Genomic DNA, 19,545 nt, shown 5'->3' with positions numbered 1-19,545 from the left:
GGGGCTCGAGTACACAACTCCTCCCCCTGTGGCGGTGTAGTAGCCCTGGCTACACCTGCGTTAGGGGTGTAGCCGTGCGGGCTTTGTGAATGTGCTGGAGATTTATACCACGTCTAGGCTAAGAGTAGAGGAGGACCAACCCATGGAAAGCCTTAGCCTCGAGCTTCCATCCAACTCCGTGACCTGTGTGCCCCAGCACCTGTTGCGGGAGCAGCCCAGCCCTACCCCTCACGAGCAAAGCCGCCTGTGGGAGGAGGTGCTCGAGCTCTACGACCTGGAGAACGCCGAGTAGCCGGGTCGGTGGGCGGGCGGGTCTTCGCGGGCCCGCTCGGCTTTGCGTGTATGGCGTTGGGTATTTTCTCCCACGCTTCTAAGTTTCCTCGGGTATACTGCCTTAATCCCGAAAGCACCGAGGAGAGCGAATGACTGAAGAACAACACCTGCGTGAGTACACCAAAGCCCTAAAAGCGCACCTACCCCGCCACTTTTTTGAACCCGTCCCGGCCCGGTTGGCCTTCCTGCCAGTCTTCCTGGCGCTGTTCGGCCTGTGCACCTGGGGCATCCTGGCCACTCCCTATATCCTGCTCAAACTGCTCTTATCCTTCGGGATTGGCTATGCCTTCATCGGGATGGGCTTCCTGGCCCATGAAATCCTGCACGGGGCGATCACCAAGAACCCCCTTCTGCGTTCGATCACCGGCACCATCGCCTTCCTGCCGCTGATGGTAGGTGCGCGGCTGTGGCGCAAGTGGCACAACGTCGAGCACCACGGCTCCACCCAACACCCCGAGGACGACCCCGACGCCATGGGTACCCTCGAGTCGGCCACCAAGCGCCCCATCGTGCAGTGGGCCTTCCGCCAGGTCCCGGCGCTGCGCAGCTTCTTCCTCTTCTTCGCCTGGACTTTCTGGTTCACCTTCCACGCCCACATGATGCTGCGGCGCTTTTTCCCCGACTTCAAGCCCAACGAGCGCCCGGCGGTAATCTTCCAGGCCATCCTGCCGCCTTTGGTGTGGCTGGGGGTGCTGCTGCTGGTGGGGCCGCTCAACTTCCTGTTCGTCTTCGCGATCCCCTGGGTCATCGCCAACTTCATCGCGATGAGCTTCATCGCCACCAACCACCTCCTCAACCCCATCACCGAGACCAACGACCCCCTGCTCAACAGCCTCACCGTGCGCAACCCGCGCTGGCTCGAGTGGCTCACCCTGGGCTTTGGTTACCACATCGAGCACCACGTCTTCCCGGTGCTCTCGCCCAAATACGCCCACGTCGTCGCGGCCAAACTCAAAGAACTCTGGCCCGAGCGTTACAACGAGCTGCCCCACTGGAAAGCCCTGCTCTACCTTTGGAAGACCCCTCGCCTCTACCGCGACCACCGCAACCTGATCGAACCCACCACCGGCAAGCTCTTCGGCACCTTGGGCTTTGGCCTCAACGACGCCAAGGTTTTCCCAAGCAGGGCTGGGGTTACCAAAGCCCGCAGAAAGCCCGGTAGACGCACGACGAAGGCTGAACGCTGAGGGTCTTACGCCGTACGCGAGTTGCCGAACGCCGAATGCCAGAGTCAGATCGGGGGGCGGGTCCTTGTGCCCGCCCCGCCTCTTGTCCTACGGGTCTTCTGCCTTTGATCCCCGACAAACCACGAACCATGCGTCGAAAGCCTCCCGCTTTCCGCTTCCCGCCTTTCGCGTTAGGCTGTCTTCTATGCGGATTCTAGTTGCCAACGACGACGGCATTTTCTCCCCCGGCATCAAAGCCCTGGCCTTCGCCCTGCGTGAGTTGGGTGAAGTCAGCGTGGTAGCCCCCGACGTTGAGCAGTCTGGGGTAGGTCACAGCATCACCTTCCGGCGACCCCTGCGCTTCAAACACACGGCCTCAGCGGGTTTTGGTGAGATCCCCGCATACCGTGTGGACGGTACCCCTGCCGACTGCGTGGTGCTGGGCAGCAACCTGCTGGGCCGTCCCGACCTGGTGGTCTCGGGGATCAACATCGGGGTCAACATGGGGCTCGACCTGACCCATTCCGGTACGGTGGCAGCGGCCCTCGAGGGGGCTTCCCTGGGCGTTCCCTCCATCGCCTTCAGCCTCGATGCCTCAGGTGAGGAGTTGCGCTTCGAGGAGGCGGCAAAGCACGCGCTGAGGATCGCCCGTTGGGTGCTGAAAAACGGCCTCCCCCCCAAAACCCTGCTCAACGTCAACTTCCCTAACCGCCCTCCACGGGGCATCCGGGTTACGAGACTCTCTACCCACCGCTATGAAGACTCCGTGGTCGAGCGCCACGACCCCGATGGGCGGCCCTACTACTGGGTAGCGGGCAAGCCCACGGCTGAACTCCAGGAAGGCACCGACTTCTGGGCAGTACAGCACGGCTTTGTCTCGGTCACGCCGGTGAGCCTGGACTACACTGCCTATGGCTTCCTCGAGCAGCTAGGCAGTATGGCGGAGGGATGAGGGCTATAGCAGCGTACGCATCAAAGGCGACTCGGCCACCAGGGTCAGGATCAGGCCCACGACCACCCAGGCTACCATCCCTGCCAGGGTTCCTCCCGTGCGCTTGCGCAACCAGCCCAGGAACACCGCTGCCCCTGCCCCCAGCAGCGTGGGACCGAAAATCGCCAGCCCTGAGAGCAGGGGCAGCATGTAGGTCGAGAGCTCACGGTAGCGCTCGTGCAGGGAAAAATTAGCTGCTCCCCGCAACACCGGCTCCATCATCGCCAGGCCGAGGAAGCTGATGTAGATGCTGGGGAATTCCCCCAACCCCAGAGCCTTGCGGATGAGGCCATAGATGGCTATGATCGCCAAAAGCACGACGCCAGCCCATACCCCCTCGATCCAGTTTTGGCGCGCGCCCAGGTGCAAGTTGGCCAGGCCGATGCGGGTGTAAGCGATGAGGAAAGCTACTGCGCCCAGCAGGAGGTAGAACATCGGGCGCACGGTCTCGGCCTGGACCGGGGTAAAGGCCGCCAGCCAGTTGCCGTAGAGGAAATATCCGATGCCCGCGGTCAGGGCTCCGGCGATCAGGGGGGCTAAGGTCAGCCAAGCGTGTACCGTGCCGGGCCCAAGGCGGAACCGGCTGTCGAGCTCGACGGTGCGCATGGGCTCGATGCGGCTCTCCCCGATGAGGATCAGCGCCAGGTAAAGGACGAAGACTGCCAGCCAGGGCCAGATGTGCACCAGCAGCTGCATAGGCAGGCTCATCTGCTGGCTGAGCAGGCTCAGGTAAGCCCCACCGCGCTCGAGGTCACCCCTGCCGTAATAGATGGCGCTGAGCAACTTGAGGGCTTGGGTATACTCGTCGTCCAGGCGGCTGAAGCGGGAGAGGGTTGGTTCGAGCACCGCTGCGGCTTCCTGCAGACGCCCCGCGCTCCACAGCAACTCACCCTTGAGCAGCTCCTCGCGTGGACTATCCCGCAGCAAGAAGATGCCCTCGGTAGGCTGGCCCAGCCGCTGGGCCATGCGCCCGGCCCCTAGGCGCCCCTCCAGCAGTCGGTCGGCCCGGCGATAAGCGTTGTAGGCTTCCTCATAGCGTCCTAGGGCCTCGAGGGCAACCCCTTGGTAGAGGTAGGATTCGGGGTCACGGTTATTGGGCAGAGTCCTCAGGGCTTCGGCAGCCCGCCCCCGCAGCAGCAGCAACCTCGCCCGCAACAGCCGCAAGGTGGCGTTGTCCGGGCCGACTATTCCCTCGAGCTGCTCGAGGCCTTGTTCGGCCTCGGCGACGCGCTTTTCGTCGAGGTTGATGCGGGTTAGAAGCTCGAGGCTGGGCACGTGCTGGGGATTGGCGGTGAGGGCCAGCTCGCAGGTGGCCTTGGCGCTGCTCAGGTCACCACGTGTATATAGGCTTCGACACTGGAAAAAATAATCATTGGCTCCCAGCTGGGCTAGGGCGAGGCTGCCCAAAAACAGCACCCAGAGCCCGATTCTGGCGAGTATACGGGGGGCCAAAACCATGCGGTAAGTCTACCATGTAACGATAGGCGTTCCAGGCCGTGACGAACCACACTGGAGGGTTGTAACCCTACGTGAAACGGGGAAGTCATTGAACTGGGTCAACTTCTATAGCAAAACACATTTGCATGGAGTAAGTTAAATCGCACCGCAGTCGGAGGTAATGTAGATGAAACGATGGGTCGTGCTTGGTATCGGTATGTGGATGCTGGGGGTGGTCCTGGCTCAGACCCCCGCAGCCGTGGAGAAGATGATCGACGAGGGCAAGCTGCAAGCAGCCTATAGCGAAGCCCTCAAGCTGGGCAATGCGGGCTACGTACTGGCGGCGAAGGCCGCGAGTTACTATGCCGGATACCAGGCTGCCGACAAGGAGAGGGGTTCATGGTACGACAAGGCCGAGGAGGCGGCCAAGAAGGCCATTCAGGCCGACCCCGATAACCCCGAGGCCTATTTCGAACTGGCGCGTGCCCATGGCCGCTTGGCCCAGTTCCGCGGCATCCTGGAAAGCCTCAACCTGGCCTCGAGCGTGCGCGACAACCTCAACAAGGCCCTCAAGCTCAACCCCAATCACGCCGGAGCCAAGGTAGCCCTCGCCCTGTGGCACCTCGAACTGACCCAGAAGGGCGTGGGCTGGCTCTACGGTGCCAACATGGGGCAGGTGGTGCCCCTGTTCGAGGAGGCCATCAAGCTCGAGCCCCAGACCATCATCCACCGCGTGGAGTACGCCACCGCGCTGGCCCGGATGAACCGCAAGGCCGAGGCCGTCAAGCAGCTCGAGTTTGCCCTCTCCCTTCCGGCCAAGACCTATGCCGACCAGAAGGATCAGGAGCGGGCCAAGAAGCAGCTCGAGGAGCTAAAATAGGCTAAAGTACGCCGATGACCAGGAGGCGCTCTAGCTTCCGATCCTGGGCATGGGCAGCCTCAGCCCCAGCCAGCGGCTCGACAGGCGCAGGGCGATGGTGGTGAGGGCGCCCAGCACCAGGGCTAAGGCGGCCAGGTCGGGTAGGAAGCGGTAGATCGCGTAGACCAGTGCGGCTCCTGCGGCGGCGGCGGTGGCGTAGAGGTCGCGGTTGCGGTAGAAGATGCCAGGGATTTGCCCGGTGAGCAGATCGCGCAGCACGCCACCGCCCACCCCCGAAACCGTCCCGGCGAACACGCAGCCCCAGAAGCCCAGCCCGAAGGTGAAGCCGCGCTCGGCGCCCAGCGCCGCGAAGATGCCCAGCCCCAGGGTGTCGAGGTAGTAGATGGGGCGCTCGAGCCGCTCCACCCGGCGATAAAAGCGCCACACCAGCAACGAGACCGCGAACACCACCCACAGCACTGCCTCGTGGCGGAAAGCCTGGGGGGGTAGCGAGCCTACCACGATGTCACGGATCGAGCCTCCACCCACCGCTGTAACCCCGGCCAGCACCAGCACGCCCACCAGATCGAAGCGCTTTTGCACGCCCATCAGCGCGCCCGAGGCCGCGAAGGCCAGCGTGCCCAGCCAGCCCAGCCATTCCAGTACCTGCCAGGGGTTCACAGCGCCTCGAGCAAGGCCACGCAGCGGGCCTGGACGTGATCGGGGGCCAAGCCCTCGGAGGTCTTGAAGGTCAGCCCCACCCGTTCTTCGGGCAGCGACAGCAGCTCGGCCAGGTGGGCCTGGATGGCAGCGCGGTGGGGACCGAGCTTGGGCCGATCGAGGGTGACCACCCCGCTGACTTGGCTCACGCGGTAGCCCGCTCGAGCCACCCGCTCCAGCACCGCTTCCAGGATCACCCGGCTTTGCAGGTTCTTCCACTGCGCGTCGGTGTCGGGGAAGAGGACGCCGATGTCGCCCAGGGCACAGGCCGAGAGCAGCGCGTCGCACAGGGCATGCAGGATCACGTCGCCGTCGGAGTGGGCCAGCGCGCCACGTTCGGAGGGGATGTGCACGCCGCCCAGCCAGAGGGCGCGACCGGGCTCGAGGCGGTGAGCGTCTTCGCCAAAGCCAATTCGCATAGTCTTCATTGTCCGGACTTGGCGGCTCGAGGTCCAGCGTCATCCCCACGTGACCCTTGACGCTGGCCCCTCGAGCCTGAAGACTCTTTTTATGGCGATCTACATGGTCTACGACGACGCGCTGAGGCTGATGCAGCAGTGGACATCCTCCGAGAGCCTGCGCCGTCACATGATGGCGGTGGAGGCGGCCATGCGGGCTTATGCCCGGTACTTCGGCGAGGACGAGGAGAAGTGGGCCATCACCGGTATCCTGCACGACTTCGACTACGAGAAGGAGCCCGAGACCCATCCCTACAAGGGGGTCGAACTGCTGCGCAAGATGGGCTATTCCCCCGAGATCTGCGAGGCCATTTTGGGCCACGCCGACGTGCCCGAGCACCCCCGCACCACCCTCATGGCCAAAGCGCTGTTCGCCGTGGATGAGCTCACCGGCCTGATCACCGCTGCCGTCTACGTGCGCCCCGACAGGAGCATCCTGGGCCTCGAGCTCGGCAGCCTCAAGAAGAAGTTCAAGGACAAAGCCTTCGCCGCCCGCGTAGACCGCGAGGGCATCGTGCGCGCAGCCGAGGAACTGGGCGTGGACCTCGACACCCACATGCGCTTTGTCCTCGAGGCCATGAAGGCCGATGCCCAGCGGTTGGGCTTAGCAGGCAACTAAGCCCGCTTTAAAGCTCGGCGCTATTGGCCAAAGGGAAGCTGCACCTCGAGCACGCTCTGGTAGCCTTGCTCGAGGCTGTTGGCTTTAGCCTGCTGGTAGATCGCCTCGGCGTCTGCTCCTAGAGCTTCCCTGGCCTTTTGCAGGTGCTCCTCGAGGGCCCGGCGGGTTCCCGGGGGTAGTTTGGCCGAGTGCTCCTGATCCCACCGTCCCACCGCAGCCGCGATTTGCAGGGCCTGAGCCGGTAGGTGCAGGGCCAGCAAGGCTTGTACGCAGCTTACGAGCACCAGGGCCAGCGAGGCCACCTGTCCCATCTGGTGGAACAGGCGCAGGCTCTCCACCAGCAGCGGCCAGGCCTCGAGGGGGCCTGTGGTTTTGAGCAGATGGCCAGCGATGTTGACGAGGGCATTGGCGATGCCTTGCTGATCCTTGAGGCGTCGTTTGATCTCCAGGCTCTCGTACAGCCAGCGCAGGGCCTCCTCGTGGTCTTCGCTGACCAGTGCCAAGTTTCCCAGAGCGTAGGCTACGCCCTTCTCATCGCCGATTTCCCGCTTGATCTCGAGGCTGCGCAAGAAGTAGGTGCTGGCCGTCCGGTCCTGTCCTTGCAACCCGTAGACGATGCCGATGTCGTTGAGGGTGGTGGCCTCGCCGTAGCGATCGCCAATTGCTTGCTTGAGGGCTAGCGACTCCTCAAACGCTGCCAACGCCCGTGCGAACTCGCCCGATTCGCGCAGCAGCAGCCCCTGCATGTGCAGAGCCTCGGCCAGCAACCAGGGGTCTTGCAGGGCACGGCTGGCCTGGAGGCTTTGCTCCAGCGTGGCCATGCTCTGCTCCCACTGCCCCAGGTTCTTGAGCTGAAGGGCCAGCGACTGTTGGGTTCTGGCCCGCACCGCCGTGGGTACCTGATGAGGCATCTCCAGGAAGACCCGGTGCCAGTGGGCGATTTCGCGGTAGAAGCCGTGCCAGGCGTAGCAATGGCTGAGCCAGGTGGCCATCTGTTGGCCCTGGGTGGCCCAGCCCAGGCGCTGCATGGTGGAGAAAGCCAGCCGCAAGTTGTCGAACTCGAGTTCAATGCGCCGCACCCAGCGGCTTTGCTCGGGGCCTTGTAAGGCGGCCTCGGCCCGCTGCGCCAAGCTCCAGAAGTACTCGGCGTGAGCGGCCAGGCTGCGCTCGAGGGCTTCGGGGGAGAGCTTTTCGTGGGCAAACTGCCGCAGCAACTCGTGCATCTGGTAGCGCCCACTGTGGTGGGGGTCGCGTTGCACGAGCGAGAGGTTGACCAGCCCTAGCAGGCCCGAGACCGAGGCTCCGGCTACCTGGGCGGCGCCCTCACGGTCGAAGCCACCCCGGAAGAGCGTCAAGCTTGCCAGGACCTGCTGCTCCTCAGGGTGCAGCAGTTGCCACGACGACTCGAACACCGCCCGCAGCGAGCGGTGGCGTTCGGGGCGGCTTTCGTCGCCCTGGGGCGAACTCAGGAAGCCCAGGCTTTTCTCGACCCCCTCGGCGATCTCGCCCAGACTGAGCACCTTGACCCAGGCCGCGGCTAGCTCCAGCCCCAGCGGCAGGCCCTCCACCGCCCGACAGATGCGGCGGGCAGCCTCGAGCTCGGCGGGGCTCAGGCGCAGGTTGGGGTTGACCCGCCGGATGGCCTGCAGCAGCAGCCGCATGGCCGCCGAGTCCCCCTCACCCTCGGGCAGCGCCAGCCCCTCCAGCGGCAGCACCCACTCCTCGGGTAGCCCCAGCCGCTCGCGCGAGGTCACCAGCAGCGTGAGTTCGGGCAGGGCCTGCAGCAGGGCGCGCAGGAACTCGCCGGCCTCGAGCAGCTGCTCGAAGTTGTCCAGCACCCACAGCACCTGGCGACCTGCGAAGTGCTGCACCAAGCTTTCCTGGGGATTGCCGGAGCTTTTGAGCCCGAATTCCTGGATGAGACGGCTTGGCAACCCCTCGGCTTCATCCAGGCCGGTCAAGGAGATGAAGTGGGCCCCGTCGCGGTAGAGATGGGCTACCTCGAGCGCGGCCTGCATGGCGAGGTGGGTCTTGCCCATGCCCCCTTGGGCCACCAGCGTCACCAGGCGGCGATCGCGCAAGAGCTGCTTGAGCTCCAGCAACTCGCGGTCGCGCCCGATGAGGCTATGCCTGGGGATGGGGAGGCCCGGCGCGGGCAGGGGCGGGGCCGGGGCCTCTCTGAGCTTTTGGGCGTAGTCGGGGCTGAGGCTGTAGCCTTTGCTGTGCACTCGCAGAACCCCGCTGTGCTCGGCTTGCTCCAGCCGCTCCAGCAGGGGTCGGGGCCAGCCCCCCGTTTCCTGCCACAGCCACCGCACCAAGTCCTCCGGGGCTTCCCAGCGCAATCGGCTGCGCAGCAGGACGCGGGCCGACTCGAGCGAGAGGGCTCTCAGCTCCACCTCCTCGACCAGCGCGGGCACGGGCCACTCGATGCCATCCCCCCCGACGGCCAGGCCCATCACCGGCCCCTGAGGCTCGCTCAGCAACTCGGCGATCACCTTACGGCTGGCCACGTCCAGCTCACCCGGCCGGTCCACCAGCCACAGCAGGGGACCCTCCAGCGCCCTCAGGGCGGGGCTGCCCCGCTGGATTACCGCTTCGGTCAGCTCGAGGCCCACGCCGTCGAGCAGTGCCCCATAGGGATGGGTGGCGTAGGCCCGGCGGCCCGTGAGCCAGAAGGTCCGGTAGCCCAGCAGCCGGGCGTGGCGTTGGGCCTCCTCGAGGAAGCGGGTGTGCCCTGCCCCACTGGGACCCAGCACGCGCAGCAAGCCCCGCCGATGCTGGGGCAGGGTGCGCAGGAAGTGCTGCAGGCCAAGCTGGGCGGCTTCGCGCTCGAGCCAGCGGGTCTGCTGGATTTCACCTTCGCCCTCGGCCTCGGCCAACCGGGCACGCCCCTGCCGTTTGGCCGCGAGCAGGTACTGGTCGGCCCGCTCGAAGAGTGCTTCGGGGGTATCGGCGCCGGCCCGGCTGGTCGCCAGCCCGATGCTCAGGGTCAGTGACAAGGGGGGGTCGCCTGCGAAGGGCCGCGACTGGACCACATTTAAGAGCCGCTCGGCCAGCAGGGCAGCCTGGGCGTGGTCGGTGCCCGGCAGCAGCAACACGAACTCATCGCCGCCGTAGCGAAACAGTCGGTCGCCTGCGCGGATCGCGCCCTGGATGCGCTCGACCAGCTCCCGCAGGATGGCGTCGCCGCGGGCGTGGCCGAAGGTGTCGTTGATGCTCTTGAAGTGGTCGAGGTCCAGGATCAACAGGGCGGTCTCGTCGCCGGTGAGCTCCGCTTCGCTGAGGGTGGCCTCGAGGGCGGGGAACAGCTCAGCCCGGCTCAGCGCTCCCGTCAGAGGGTCGAGCTGTGGCGAGATCATGGGCAAACCCCAAACATGGCTAGCGCCATTTTACGGGCAAAAGAACCGAAGGCCTGTCGGGTTTGTGGCATCATAAGCCCGTGGATTGGATACAACCCTACATCGGCCAGATCAGTTTTGGCGGCATTGCGGGCTTTGCCACCGGCTACGCCCTCAACAAGGTGGGCAAATTTGTGGCGGTGGCCTTTGGGATCATTTTCGTCGTGGTGCAGGTGCTGGCTTCGATGGGCTACATCAGCGTAGACTGGACCCGCATACAGCGCGATGTGGAGCCACTGTTTCAGCAGGAGCAACTCAGGGGAGCCTGGGAACGTCTAGTGGCCGTTCTGACCACCAACCTGCCCTTCGGGGGGGCTTTCGTGGCCGGGCTGATCCTCGGGTTGCGCAGGGGGTAAAGGGGCTGGGCTACGTTCGTGAGAGAGTGACCAGGCCTCACCGCCGCAGCACCTCGAGCGGCGTGGCGATGAGATCCACGTGCCGCTCGGGCTCGGCGTAGAGCTCCTCCATCAGCATCATGGGGTGGGCCAGGGTGGCCCAGGGAGCGGCGATCGGCAGGTGCTTGGGAGGGAAACCGTAGCCTTTGCCGATCCAGCCGAACTTACGGTCTACCGCTACGCAGCCTACGAGCACCAGGTCTATTGGGGTCTGCTCGAGCTGAACCGGCTTGCCGTAGCGGGTGATGTCCCGCACGCGCTTGAGCAGTGCAGGCTGCACCCCTTCCAGCAGCAGATAGTGCCCGACCTTGTCGGGGTGGGGCATCACCAGCCGCCTGCCCGATTTGAGGATGGCCTCGCGCAGGGGCTTGAGTACCTGGTCGGGCCCGGCCAGGAACACTTCGGCTTCGAGGAAGACCTCGAGGCCCATGAGCCGCTCGGCTGCCCTGTTCGCGCCTACGAAGTTGGGGTGATGCCCGTGCGGCGGGGTGGGATAGACGGCAGCCCTGCGCTGGGAAAGGCTGTTCCAGACTTGCTCGCGTAGCTGGCCTGCGGTCACGAGATAAGTATAGAAGGGGTCGGTAGCTAAGTAGGTTCTGAACGTCCAACGCACGACCCCCCTTCCCCGCTTATACTGTTGGAGTGATTCAGTCGCCCGAAACCCCCGCCCGTGACGACGTGCTCTTCGATTTGATCGCCAAAGAGGAAGCCCGCCAGCGCGAGGGCCTCGAGCTCATCGCCAGCGAGAACTTCACCTCCCGCGCCGTGCGCGAAGCCACCGGGAGCGTGCTGACCAACAAATACGCCGAGGGCTACCCCGGCAAGCGCTACTACGGCGGCTGCGAGGTGATCGATGAGATCGAGGCTTTGGCCATCGAGCGGGCCAAGCAGCTTTTCGGCGCAGCCTGGGCCAACGTGCAACCGCACTCAGGCTCTTCGGCTAACCTCGCCGTGTACTACGCCCTGCTGGAGAAGGGCGATACCGTCATGGGCATGGCCCTCGACCAGGGGGGGCACCTCACCCACGGTTCGCCCGTCAACTTCTCCGGGCTCAACTACCGCGTCATCGGCTACCCCGTGGACCCCCAGACCGAGTACATCGACTACGACGTCGTGCGCAAGCTCGCCCTCGAGCACAGGCCCAGGCTGATCATCGCCGGAGCTAGCGCCTACAGCCGCATCATCGACTTCGAGAAGTTCCGCGCCATCGCCGACGAGGTGGGAGCCTACCTGATGGCCGACATCGCCCACATCGCCGGGCTGGTGGCTGCGGGGCTGCACCCCTCGCCCATCCCTTACGCCCACGTGGTGACCTCCACCACCCACAAGACCCTGCGCGGGCCGCGCTCGGGGCTAATCCTCTCCAACGACGCGGAGATCGGGGCCAAGATCGACAAGATGATCTTTCCCGGCCTCCAGGGGGGGCCGCTCGAGCACGTGATCGCGGCCAAGGCGGTGGCCTTCTGGGAGGCGCTGCAACCCTCCTTCAAGGACTATGCCCGCCGCATCATCGACAACGCCCAGGCCCTGGCCAAGAGCTTCATCGAGCGTGGTTACCGGGTGGTCTCGGGGGGCACCGATAACCACCTCTTCGTGCTCGACCTGCGCCCGCAGGGCATCAAGGGCAACAAGGCCTCCAGCATCCTCGACAAGGTCAACATCACCGTCTCCAAGAGCACTGTGCCCTACGACCCCGAGAAGCCCTGGGTGACCTCGGGTATCCGTATCGGCACCCCGGCCATCACCACCCGCAACTTCACCGCTGAGGAGATGCCCCTCATCGCCGCCTTCATCGATGAGGCCCTCACCCAAGGCCCCAGCGAGGAACTGCGCGAGCGGGTGCGGGCTTTCGCCTCGGCCCACCCGATGCCCTAGCCGGCAAAGCGGACCACCCCCGAGCCCCCATCCGCGACCCAGGCTTGTATGCTGCTGGAGTGGAGGGCTGCTGCCGAATTCCCCCGACAGCCTCAGAAGGTGGTGGCTGATGTCACGGCGAAGCGTCTTCGTGCTGTTGGGTGGAGTGGGGCTCCTGCTGGTCTTCGTGCTGACCCGACCCCAACCCCAACCCGCGGTCGTTCCGGCCCTGTTCGAGCCCTCTGCCGGAAGCCTGCTGGACTCCCCCAGCGTCACGCTGGTCGGAAGCGCCCAGCCCAACAGCCTGGTCGAGATCTGGATCGATGGGCTCAAAGCCAGCCTGATCGCCAGTGACGACGCCGGGCGCTGGAGCAGCGAGGTCAACTTGGGCGGTCCCGGCGATCACCTCCTTCAGCTCAAGGCGGTTGATGCCGATCGCAAGGTGCTGGCCGAGGGCGAGGAGTTGAGCCTGGGCGTAAGAGGAGCGCCGCTCTCGAGTACCGGAACCACCATCACCGCCCCCGCCGATGGCAGCACCCTGGACAGTGGCATCGGGGTGTTCAGCGGCAGCGGGCCGGTGGGCATGACGGTGGCGGTATTGGTGGAGGAGAGGGTGGTGGGTCGGGTTCCCGTGCGGGCTAACGGGCGCTGGACCTTCGCCTACGATTTCCGCCAGGCCGGGGAGTACAACGTGCGAGCGAGGGCCATCGACCTGCAGCAGAACATCCTCAGCGAGAGCAGTATCGTGCGGGTCACGGTGCCCGAAGCCAGCGCCGAGCGTGCGGGATGTCCGTGCACCCTACGCCTGTCCACCAATGCCCCCGAGGCCACCTTCACCTTGCGACGGGAAAGCGGGGAAGTGGTCTCGAGCCGCTCGTCCCCCTACGCGGCCTTCACCAACCTGCCTGCGGGCAGCTACCGCTACACCGTCGAAGCCCCCGGCTTCCAGAGCTACGAGGGCACCGCTAAGATCCCGGACAACCGCGTGCTCTCGGTGTGGCTCGAGGCATCGCCGTGACCGCAGGAGTGCCCAGGGCGCCTTGGCCCTTGCCCCTTTCCGCTCCACCCACTAGCGTGTAGGGCGATGTCACAGCCGCCTTCTCCCGTCGCAGTTTTCGTCTACGGCACCCTCAAGCAGGGGCAGCGCAACTTTGGGGTTTCCCGGCAGGCCGGGTGGGTGCGTTCGGAACCGGCCTGGCTCGAGGGCTTTGCGCTTTATCACCTGCCCAAGGCTTCCGAGCGCCCCTACAGCTACCCGGCCATCGTGGCGGGGGAGGGCCGGGTGTGGGGTGAGGTGCAGTATTTCGCCGACCTCGAGGCCGCCCTGATCACCCTGGATGCGCTCGAGGATGCCGGGCGGGAATACGAGCGCGTCCAGGTGGAAGCCCGACGCCCGAACGGCGGGGCAGTGCGGGTGTGGACTTATGTGTACCCCAGCCTCGAGGCCGTCCGGCGGGTGGGTGGGGTCTGGTTGCCTCAGGGCGATTGGGCCGAGCCGGCTTGAGGTCAGCGCCTGGCCTGGAGTAGCCTTCGGCAACCCAGCGGGTGTAAAACGGTCGCATGCGTGTAGCCTTCGTGGCATCCGAGGCCTTCCCCTTTGCCAAGGTGGGTGGTTTGGCCGACGTGGTGGGCAGCTTGCCGCAAGCGCTCAAGCGGCGGGGCCTCGAGCCCACCATTTTTCTACCGTGGTATTGGGGCATCGACGGCTACTATGTGGGCGAGGCCTGGTTCAACTTCGCCGGGGGGCGCGAGAAGGCAGGCATCGGGCACGCCGAGCACGAGGGGGTGCGCTACGTGCTGGTGGGCCTGCCCGAGTTCGCCCGCGAAAGGCCCTACGGCTACGACGACGACTTTCGTCGCTTCCTCAAGTTCCAGATGGCAGTGGCCGAGATGCTGCGAGACTTCGACGTCGTGCACGCCCACGACTGGCAGGCTGCGCTGCTGCCGCTGTTGCGCAAGCTGGGCTACTTCGGCGGGCGCACGGTCTACACCATCCACAACCTGGCCTATCAGGGCGTTTGGGGTTCGCAGGACTTCTACGCCTGGAGCGGGCTTCCCGGCGAGACCTATTACGGGGCGGGCCTCGAGCACAACAACGCGGTCAACCTGATGAAATGCGGCATCGTCAACGCCGACCGGGTAACCACCGTCTCGCCCAGCTACGCCCAGGAGATCCGTTCGCCCGAGTTCGGGGAGGGCCTCGACGGGGTGCTGCGCGCGCAGGAATGGAAGCTCAGGGGTATCCTCAACGGCCTGGACACCGCCTACTGGAACCCCCGCGACGACCGCTACCTGCCGCACCACTACGACAGCAGCGACCTGAGCGGCAAGTGGAAGGTCCGGGCCGAGCTGCTGGCAGAGCATGGCCTCGAGGACCGCCCCACCCTGGGCGTGGTGTCACGCTTTGTCCACCAGAAGGGCATTGATGCGATCCTCGATGCCCTGCCCGGCCTGATGGATATGGGGGTCAACCTGATGGTCCTGGGCAGCGGCGACCCCTACCTCGAGCGCAGCTTCACCTGGGCTGCCCAGCACCATAGGGGCCGGGTGGTCTACGTCCAGGGCTTCAACGAGCCATTAGCCCACCGCATCTACGCTGGCTGCGACGGCTTCTTGATGCCCTCGCGCTTCGAACCGTGTGGCCTGGCCCAGATGATCGCCATGCGCTACGGCACCCCGCCCATCGTGCGGGCGGTGGGTGGCCTCAAGGACACCGTGCAGCACTGGGAAACCGGCTTCCTCTTCGCCCACGCCGATGCCGGAGGGGTGCTGTATGGGGTGAGCGAGTTCCTCAAACACCCCGACCGCCTGGCAGTGGCGCGAAACGGAATGCTGCGCGACTTCTCCTGGGATGGTCCGGCGCAGGACTACATCGAGTTGTACAGCTCGATGTAGTCGCTAGCACACCGTCGCATAGGTGCCTGTACGGGTACCCGGATTCGCGCTCCATGAATGTGCTGTTGGGCTCTACCGCGTGTGGCGGACATGCCAAACGCGAGGGGATAGGGCTGGCTGATAGCGTACGATATGCGACGTGATGGAGGAACTGCTCAGACAGGGCCGCTACGACGAAGCCAAGCGGCAGAGCTTGCTAGGGCCCAAAGGCGACGAGGCTGGGTTGGCAGCGCTGCTGGAGCTGCGCTCCTGGTTGCGTGACAAGCGCTACGAGATGGCCCGCAAGAGCCTCGAGAAGGACGCCAGATTTCTCGCCCCTTACCTCAACCTGGCTGAGGCCCGCGAGGCCCTCAAAGCTTTCGAAGCCGAGGATCCGGTGGCCCTCGAGCCCTACCTGGACGACCCACACCTCGGAGCCGAGGCCTACTGCGTGCTGGGGGTGATCCGGGTACGCGAGGGGGACACGGAGGGGGCCCGATTGGCTTTCAATCACTCCCTGCGGCTCGATCCCGGCCATTACCGCTCGATCACCAATCTGGGCAACCTCGAGCTCGAGGCTGGTCGCGTCGCCGAAGCCGTGTCGATGTACGAGAAGGCCCTGCAGTCCAACCCCGATTACCCCCACGCTCACCACAACCTGGCCGTTGCTTACCGCAGGCTTGGCCGCATCGACAAGTCGGTCCATCACCTCAAGCGCGAACAGCGCATCCTCTACCGCAACCCCGCCCGCAAGCTCACCGACAGCGGGCTCCCCCGGCCCAGCCCCACCGTGCTGGGCCACCTCTCCAGCCGCTGGCTGCTGTGGGTGGTGGTCATCGTGGTGATCTACTGGCTGCTCAGGAGGTGAGGCTCTTTAGATTGCAGGCCACACCAGCACTTCTGAGCCTACGTGCAGGTTGTAGAACATCAAGCCTTCGGGAGAGACCAGAAGCCGAGCGCCCAGGCCGCTGGCCGGCTCTACCGGGATTCGTAGGTTGCGCCCATCGACGTTAATTTCAACGGCGTCGAAGGAGCCGAACTGGCGCTTCCAGGCCTTGTGCAGTATGGCGTCTATGCGGCTGATGCCCTCTTGCAGCAGCATCTCTACCCGCATCCGGACGGTGTGGGGGGTGCGGTGAATCACCCGCACCAGGCCCAGCCGTGCTATGTGCCCTACCAGCGTGACGATGGCTTCGAAGGTCATCCCGGTCTGACCCATGAGATCGATTACCGAGATGGGCTTGCTCAGCATCATGACGAGCTTGTGCTCGTCGGGGGAGAGGGTGAGGCTGTGGGTGCGCTGGCTATCGGCTAGCACCAACTGGTCGAAAGGGCCGATCTCTACCCGGCTGTCGAGGTAGCGCAGGGCTTGCAGGAGATAGTTGTCCAGAGTGCCCTCTAAGCTTTCCTTGGTGGCCACTTCTCCCCTCAGAAAACGGAATTGCCCTTCCTTGAGCGCCAGGATCTGGTACAGCCCATCCGGCCCGCTGCGCCCACGGTACTCGGCGTGTATGGGATTGCCCTCTTCGATGAAGACCTTACCTCCTGGCACCTGGAACACTCCAGTCTGCCGGGCCTGCGAGAGCATTTGCAGCAGGTCGATGGGCCCTAAGAGGCTGAAATCTCCGTCCATACCCGAGCCTTCAGGGTAACTCAGGCCCGGTGAGGAGAAACCCGAATCCGAACAATTACAGCAGTTACCTAAAGCCAAGCTCAAGCAGGAGCAAATAGCCCTGGCCCACAGGCCATGCCCACTGATCTACTTGACCAGCTCCATCTCCTCCTCAGCCGCCCGGCCTAGCCGCCGGATTCCCTCGCGAATGAGCTCGGGTTCGGCGTTGGAGAAGGACAGGCGCAGGGTGTTGTGGCCGCTGCCATCGGCGTGGAAGGGCTGGCCAGGCACGAAGGTCACTTTTTGCTCTATCGCCTTCTTGAACAGGCTCACCGCATCCAGGCGCTGGGGCAACTGCATCCAGATGAACATGCCGCCTTTGGGTTGGTTCCACACGATGCCCTTGGGCAGGTGCTGGGCCAGGGCCTCGAGCATCACGTCGCGGCGGGCAGCGTAGGTTTGGCGGATCTTGGAAAGCTGCTCCTCGAGGCCGTACTTGACCATCTCGTAGACCAGCATCTGGTTGAGCGAGCCGCTGTGTAGGTCGGCTCCTTGCTTGGCCTGCACGAGCTTGTGGATTACCGGACGCGGGCCTACGGCATAGGCCACGCGCAGGCCGGGGGCCAGGGTCTTGGAGAAGGTGCTCAGGTAGATCACGTTGCCCTCGCCATCCCCGCGCATCTGCTGGTCGAGGGTATAGAGGGTGGGGAGCTTCTGCCCGCCGTAGTACAGCTCGGCGTAAGCGTCGTCCTCCACGATGGGTACGCCGTATTTATCGGCCAGCTCGACGAGTTTCCTGCGCCGCTCGAGGCTCATTAGGCGGCCCGAAGGGTTCTGAAAGGTGGGCAGGGCGTAGATAAAGCGCGGTCCCCGCTTCAACACCGCCTCGAGCGCTTCGGGGACCATCCCCTCCTCGTCCATGGCTATGCTCAGGTACTCGGGCTCGTAGGGGTTGAAGGCCGAGAGCGCGCCCATGTAAGTGGGCGATTCCACCGCCACCGGCGAAGCGGGGTCGATGAAGATCTTGCCCAGCAGGTCGAGGGCTTGTTGCGAACCCGAAACCATGAGCACCTGATCGGGCTGGGTGTTCGGAAGCTGGGCCGCCACCCACTCGCGCAGGGCCGGATAGCCCTCGGTGGTGCTGTACTGGAGGGCCTGGTGGGCCTTCTCCCGCAGCAGCCTGGCGCTGGCTTCGGCCATGGCCTCGGCGGGGAAGAGCTCAGGGGCCGGGAGACCGCCCGAGAAGGTGATCATCCCCGGTTGCTGAGCCATTTTGAGGAGTTCGCGGATGGTCGAGCTGGTGATGCGTGCGGCACGCCGCGCAAAGCGGCCTTCCCATGAGATTTGAGAACCCATACCCTCAGTCTACTGCGTTTTTATGGGCGGGTGATGTAATTGCGTTACACGTTAAGTGCCCAACGCGAAACGCAATCTCACTTCGATCTGGGGGTCGGGGGGCGGTATAGCGGTCCCATGATGAACTTCTGGAAGGCGAAGTAGGTTGCCAGGTAGACCGCGAGCTGCACGAAGAAGTTGTTGAAGAAACTCAGCCCCATGCCGGCCAGTATGAGCATGAGCAAGGTGACCGGGGTCAGCACCAGGAAGGTGCGCAAGAACAGGCCGGGGAAAAACCTAACGGCTTCCCTGAGGGTGAGGGGAGGGCGCTGAGTGGCCTTGCGGCGTAGCTTTTCTTCACGGCGCTTTTTGCCCATGGCGGCAGTTTACTCCACCCCGCTGGCCGCTGCGTAAACTGGTGGGGTGTGTGAACTCTGGAACGACGTGGAGCAGGCTCGAGACCGCGCGCTGAACCTGGTCAATGGTCTGCGCCATGAACACGGTGAAGTCCCCCAGACCCTCTAGAATGGTGCGGAGTGCGATCCCAATTATTCCAAGGCTGGTTGAACGGGGTATGGGCACGGGCGGTGCTCGCGGTGGGGCTGCTGTCCTTGGCGGCCATCGGGGGCACTTCCATCAGCCTGGGGGAGCTGTTGGTAGCACTGCTGATCGCCTTCGCCCAGCAGTGGATTAACTACTTGTATTACCGGCGCAAAGGGGTTTTCCTCGATGACTTTGTCTTCTTCGTGGACCTGGTGTTGCTGGCCTGGGTGCTGCGCCTGGCCGGGGGAAGCGAGAGCCCGCTGGTCTTCATCGTCTATATCTGGCTGTACAGCGCCATTGTGGCGGGCAACGACCGCGGAGTGCGGCGCTGGGAGGCGGTGCCTTACCTGGGGGCCGTGGCGGTGCTGGGGGTGGTGGGCTATGGCCACCCGGGCTATTTTTCCTACCTGCTGGCCCACGCCGTCGGCCTGACGATGTTCGCCCTCAACACGCGTGGGATCCATGCCGAGCGCTACATCGGCGAGCGCGATCCCCTGACCGGGGTGCTCAACCGCAGGTCGGGGCTGAGCCGGCTGGATGACTGGATCAGGGGCAATAAGCCCTTTGTGCTGGCTTTCGTAGACCTCAAGAACTTCAAAACCATCAACGACACCTACGGCCATACCGTGGGGGACGAGGTGCTCAAGGGTGTGGCCGATCGCCTCAAGGCTGCCGTACGCCGCGAGGATCTGGTGCTGCGTTACGGAGGGGACGAGTTCGTGGTGGCCAGCGCCTCGCCGGACTTGCCCGAGCGGCTGATGGAAACCTTCGACCACCCCTTCCAAACCTCGGTGGGGTTGGTCGAGGTCCAGGGGGACGTGGGCTGTGTGCAACCGCGGCGGGGAGAGAGCCTCGAGGCTCTATTGGTCAAAGCCGACGCCGCGATGTACCGCATGAAATACACTGGAAAGCTGGACATGCGCGGTGAGAACGTCAACTGAAGCCCCGACC

The 19,545-nt window shown here is 64.8% G+C and carries 20 protein-coding genes; 12 read left to right on the top strand and 8 right to left on the bottom strand.

All coding sequences use genetic code 11. The features are described 5' to 3' along the window. The first annotated feature begins 142 nt into the window (after positions 1-142). The 3 genes from B047_RS17920 to surE all read left to right on the top strand — a co-directional run bounded on the left by B047_RS17920 (position 143) and on the right by surE (position 2,451). Positions 143-292, top strand: coding sequence for a hypothetical protein (locus B047_RS17920; protein WP_018466742.1), 150 nt, complete (start codon positions 143-145; stop codon positions 290-292). 130 nt (positions 293-422) lie between these two features. Beyond that, the gene (locus tag B047_RS0109590; RefSeq protein ID WP_018466741.1) at positions 423-1,520 is read left to right on the top strand and encodes a fatty acid desaturase family protein; all 1,098 of its coding nucleotides are present in this window, start codon (positions 423-425) and stop codon (positions 1,518-1,520) included. 184 nt (positions 1,521-1,704) lie between these two features. Beyond that, a complete protein-coding gene (gene surE, locus B047_RS0109585) occupies positions 1,705-2,451 on the top strand; it encodes a 5'/3'-nucleotidase SurE (RefSeq protein ID WP_018466740.1) in 747 nt (248 codons plus the stop codon). Positions 2,452-2,454: 3 nt separating this feature from the next. Here the strand turns inward: surE and B047_RS0109580 are convergent, their stop codons facing one another. Further along, positions 2,455-3,948 carry a tetratricopeptide repeat protein gene (locus B047_RS0109580; protein WP_018466739.1) on the bottom strand — a complete coding sequence of 498 codons (1,494 nt, stop codon included), beginning with the start codon at positions 3,946-3,948 and terminating at the stop codon, positions 2,455-2,457. 166 nt (positions 3,949-4,114) lie between these two features. Between B047_RS0109580 and B047_RS0109575 the strand changes: the two genes are divergently transcribed. Continuing rightward, positions 4,115-4,807: a tetratricopeptide repeat protein gene (locus B047_RS0109575; protein WP_157205877.1), complete on the top strand. Its 693-nt coding sequence runs from the start codon at positions 4,115-4,117 to the stop codon at positions 4,805-4,807. A 30-nt stretch (positions 4,808-4,837) separates the two neighbouring features. On the opposite strand, the gene B047_RS0109570 is transcribed toward B047_RS0109575, so the two are convergent. Then, positions 4,838-5,467 (bottom strand): trimeric intracellular cation channel family protein, encoded by a 630-nt coding sequence (locus tag B047_RS0109570; protein ID WP_018466737.1) that lies wholly within the window; start codon positions 5,465-5,467, stop codon positions 4,838-4,840. Further along, complete coding sequence (gene ispF / locus B047_RS0109565) at positions 5,464-5,925, bottom strand: 2-C-methyl-D-erythritol 2,4-cyclodiphosphate synthase (protein ID WP_018466736.1); 462 nt, start codon at positions 5,923-5,925, stop codon at positions 5,464-5,466. Before ispF ends, B047_RS0109570 begins: the two co-directional genes overlap by 4 nt. Before the next feature lie 91 nt (positions 5,926-6,016). On the opposite strand from ispF, the gene B047_RS0109560 reads away from it, so the two are divergent. Then, a complete protein-coding gene (locus tag B047_RS0109560; protein WP_018466735.1) occupies positions 6,017-6,583 on the top strand; it encodes an HD domain-containing protein in 567 nt (188 codons plus the stop codon). 20 nt (positions 6,584-6,603) lie between these two features. On the opposite strand, the gene B047_RS0109555 is transcribed toward B047_RS0109560, so the two are convergent. Next, the gene (locus tag B047_RS0109555; protein WP_018466734.1) at positions 6,604-9,942 is read right to left on the bottom strand and encodes a diguanylate cyclase; all 3,339 of its coding nucleotides are present in this window, start codon (positions 9,940-9,942) and stop codon (positions 6,604-6,606) included. Between the two features lie 80 nt (positions 9,943-10,022). On the opposite strand from B047_RS0109555, the gene B047_RS0109550 reads away from it, so the two are divergent. Continuing rightward, positions 10,023-10,337 (top strand): FUN14 domain-containing protein, encoded by a 315-nt coding sequence (locus B047_RS0109550; protein ID WP_018466733.1) that lies wholly within the window; start codon positions 10,023-10,025, stop codon positions 10,335-10,337. A 37-nt stretch (positions 10,338-10,374) separates the two neighbouring features. Here the strand turns inward: B047_RS0109550 and B047_RS0109545 are convergent, their stop codons facing one another. Further along, positions 10,375-10,935, bottom strand: a complete 561-nt coding sequence (locus tag B047_RS0109545) for a 5-formyltetrahydrofolate cyclo-ligase (RefSeq protein WP_018466732.1) — start codon at positions 10,933-10,935, stop codon at positions 10,375-10,377. 83 nt (positions 10,936-11,018) lie between these two features. Here B047_RS0109545 and glyA point away from each other — a divergent pair, with 83 nt between their 5' ends. The 5 genes from glyA to B047_RS0109520 all read left to right on the top strand — a co-directional run bounded on the left by glyA (position 11,019) and on the right by B047_RS0109520 (position 15,972). After that, the gene (gene glyA, locus B047_RS0109540; protein ID WP_018466731.1) at positions 11,019-12,251 is read left to right on the top strand and encodes a serine hydroxymethyltransferase; all 1,233 of its coding nucleotides are present in this window, start codon (positions 11,019-11,021) and stop codon (positions 12,249-12,251) included. A gap of 109 nt (positions 12,252-12,360) precedes the next feature. Next, entirely contained in the window at positions 12,361-13,248 is an 888-nt protein-coding gene (locus tag B047_RS0109535; protein WP_018466730.1) for a carboxypeptidase-like regulatory domain-containing protein, read from the top strand. Positions 13,249-13,314: 66 nt separating this feature from the next. Then, entirely contained in the window at positions 13,315-13,734 is a 420-nt protein-coding gene (locus B047_RS0109530) for a gamma-glutamylcyclotransferase family protein (protein ID WP_018466729.1), read from the top strand. A gap of 56 nt (positions 13,735-13,790) precedes the next feature. Next, complete coding sequence (locus tag B047_RS0109525; RefSeq protein ID WP_018466728.1) at positions 13,791-15,125, top strand: glycogen synthase; 1,335 nt, start codon at positions 13,791-13,793, stop codon at positions 15,123-15,125. A gap of 142 nt (positions 15,126-15,267) precedes the next feature. Next, a complete protein-coding gene (locus tag B047_RS0109520; RefSeq protein ID WP_018466727.1) occupies positions 15,268-15,972 on the top strand; it encodes a tetratricopeptide repeat protein in 705 nt (234 codons plus the stop codon). Between the two features lie 6 nt (positions 15,973-15,978). On the opposite strand, the gene B047_RS0109515 is transcribed toward B047_RS0109520, so the two are convergent. From B047_RS0109515 to B047_RS0109505, 3 genes are all read right to left on the bottom strand, one after another. After that, a complete protein-coding gene (locus tag B047_RS0109515; protein WP_018466726.1) occupies positions 15,979-16,737 on the bottom strand; it encodes a DUF4388 domain-containing protein in 759 nt (252 codons plus the stop codon). Positions 16,738-16,863: 126 nt separating this feature from the next. Continuing rightward, positions 16,864-18,072: an aminotransferase-like domain-containing protein gene (locus B047_RS0109510; protein WP_018466725.1), complete on the bottom strand. Its 1,209-nt coding sequence runs from the start codon at positions 18,070-18,072 to the stop codon at positions 16,864-16,866. 77 nt (positions 18,073-18,149) lie between these two features. Then, a complete protein-coding gene (locus tag B047_RS0109505; protein WP_018466724.1) occupies positions 18,150-18,428 on the bottom strand; it encodes a hypothetical protein in 279 nt (92 codons plus the stop codon). 159 nt (positions 18,429-18,587) lie between these two features. On the opposite strand from B047_RS0109505, the gene B047_RS17235 reads away from it, so the two are divergent. Beyond that, positions 18,588-19,535: a GGDEF domain-containing protein gene (locus B047_RS17235; protein WP_157205875.1), complete on the top strand. Its 948-nt coding sequence runs from the start codon at positions 18,588-18,590 to the stop codon at positions 19,533-19,535. Positions 19,536-19,545 lie beyond the last annotated feature (10 nt).

The sequence above is a fragment of the Calidithermus timidus DSM 17022 genome (genome assembly GCF_000373205.1).
In the GTDB taxonomy this organism is placed as follows: Bacteria; Deinococcota; Deinococci; order Deinococcales; family Thermaceae; genus Calidithermus; species Calidithermus timidus.
This window is presented reverse-complemented; position numbering and strand designations above follow the sequence as displayed.

Excerpts from the sequence above, each read along its gene's own strand:
- B047_RS17920 (WP_018466742.1), top strand. The coding sequence starts at position 143 with ATGGAAAGCCTTAGCCTCGAGCTTCCATCCAACTCCGTGACCTGTGTG.
- B047_RS0109590 (WP_018466741.1), top strand. The coding sequence starts at position 423 with ATGACTGAAGAACAACACCTGCGTGAGTACACCAAAGCCCTAAAAGCG.
- surE (WP_018466740.1), top strand. The coding sequence starts at position 1,705 with ATGCGGATTCTAGTTGCCAACGACGACGGCATTTTCTCCCCCGGCATC.
- B047_RS0109580 (WP_018466739.1), bottom strand. The coding sequence starts at position 3,948 with ATGGTTTTGGCCCCCCGTATACTCGCCAGAATCGGGCTCTGGGTGCTG.
- B047_RS0109575 (WP_157205877.1), top strand. The coding sequence starts at position 4,115 with ATGAAACGATGGGTCGTGCTTGGTATCGGTATGTGGATGCTGGGGGTG.
- ispF (WP_018466736.1), bottom strand. The coding sequence starts at position 5,925 with ATGCGAATTGGCTTTGGCGAAGACGCTCACCGCCTCGAGCCCGGTCGC.
- B047_RS0109560 (WP_018466735.1), top strand. The coding sequence starts at position 6,017 with ATGGCGATCTACATGGTCTACGACGACGCGCTGAGGCTGATGCAGCAG.
- B047_RS0109555 (WP_018466734.1), bottom strand. The coding sequence starts at position 9,942 with ATGATCTCGCCACAGCTCGACCCTCTGACGGGAGCGCTGAGCCGGGCT.
- B047_RS0109535 (WP_018466730.1), top strand. The coding sequence starts at position 12,361 with ATGTCACGGCGAAGCGTCTTCGTGCTGTTGGGTGGAGTGGGGCTCCTG.
- B047_RS0109530 (WP_018466729.1), top strand. The coding sequence starts at position 13,315 with ATGTCACAGCCGCCTTCTCCCGTCGCAGTTTTCGTCTACGGCACCCTC.
- B047_RS0109525 (WP_018466728.1), top strand. The coding sequence starts at position 13,791 with ATGCGTGTAGCCTTCGTGGCATCCGAGGCCTTCCCCTTTGCCAAGGTG.
- B047_RS0109520 (WP_018466727.1), top strand. The coding sequence starts at position 15,268 with ATGGAGGAACTGCTCAGACAGGGCCGCTACGACGAAGCCAAGCGGCAG.
- B047_RS0109515 (WP_018466726.1), bottom strand. The coding sequence starts at position 16,737 with ATGGACGGAGATTTCAGCCTCTTAGGGCCCATCGACCTGCTGCAAATG.
- B047_RS0109510 (WP_018466725.1), bottom strand. The coding sequence starts at position 18,072 with ATGGGTTCTCAAATCTCATGGGAAGGCCGCTTTGCGCGGCGTGCCGCA.
- B047_RS0109505 (WP_018466724.1), bottom strand. The coding sequence starts at position 18,428 with ATGGGCAAAAAGCGCCGTGAAGAAAAGCTACGCCGCAAGGCCACTCAG.